General features: G+C 59.0%; 2 protein-coding genes. Both read left to right on the plus strand.

From position 1 onward, the window contains the following. Positions 1–305 (plus strand): hypothetical protein (locus AADEFJLK_RS23665; protein WP_170065254.1); only part of this gene is annotated, 305 nt, incomplete at its 5' end. After that, positions 286–993 carry a StbB family protein gene (gene stbB / locus AADEFJLK_RS23670; RefSeq protein WP_103976043.1) on the plus strand — a complete coding sequence of 236 codons (708 nt, stop codon included), beginning with the start codon at positions 286–288 and terminating at the stop codon, positions 991–993. The genes AADEFJLK_RS23665 and stbB, both read left to right, overlap by 20 nt. Positions 994–1,113: the final 120 nt, after the last annotated feature.

The following is a 1,113-nucleotide window of genomic DNA, read 5'->3' on the forward strand; positions in this document are numbered from 1 at the left end:
TCAAAAAAGCGAGGGTGCGGGAACCAACACCAACGCCGTCACAGCTAAAGCCGCCGAAAAAGTTGTATACGGATGGGAGACCAGACTCAAAAACCCAAAATCGCCCGGTAACAAGAAACCTGACCGACGACATCCCGGCGCCCATCGCATTGCCGACGGACGGGACAGCCCCGCCGCCGCCCTTCAAAAACCCCGCCGAGCTCAAAAAATGGATGGCAGAAAACCGCATCGGCGAAGAAACCGACAAGAATGAATTTACTGACAATTGGACTTATGAGGACACACATGAAACTAGCCGTTATTAACTACACCGGCACCGTGGGAAAAACCACCGTCGCCACCCACCTGTTGGCGCCCCGCCTCGGTGACGCCCCCATCATCGCCGTGGAAAGCATCAACGAGACCGCCGCCAGCCTCGGCGCCAACGTCGAACAGATCAAAGGCGAACACTTCAAAGACCTGCTGCGGAAACTGCTGGTCGCCGACGACCTGATCGTTGACGTCGGCGCCTCCAACAGCGAAGACTTCCTGATCGGCATGGCCAAATTTGAAGATTCCCATAACGAATTCGACCACTTCATCGTCCCCGTCACCGGCGGCACCAAAGAACAGCGGGAAACCGTCGCCCTCCTCCAAGTGCTCGCCGCACAAGGCATCCCCGCCGCCAAAATCCGCCTCCTGTTCAACCGCGTCGACACCGACGTCGAAGCCGAATTCGGCATCGTCCTCAAACACATAGAAAAACACCGCACCGCCACCGCCAACCGCGCCGCCGCCGTCTACGAAAACGAACTGTTCGACCTGCTGGCCATCAAAAAACTGCCCCTCACCAAACTGCTCGCCGACCCCAAAGACTACAAAGCCCTGCTGCAAGAACACAAACAGGCCGACGATAAACAGCGGCTGTATTGGGCCGACATGTACAGCCTCAAAGCCCTCGCCAAAGGCGTGGAACGCAACCTCGACGCCGCCTATGCGGCCCTGTTCGCCTGAGCGGCCGGCAGACATGGACGAAGGCAAACACCCCCGCAACGCCCGTGACGCCCTGATGCTCGAAGCCCTCGGCGACATCGGCGACTTGCTGGCCAAAGCCGACGCGCTCAACCGCACCCT

Source organism: Methylovulum psychrotolerans, assembly GCF_002923755.1.
Lineage (GTDB): Bacteria > Pseudomonadota > Gammaproteobacteria > Methylococcales > Methylomonadaceae > Methylovulum > Methylovulum psychrotolerans.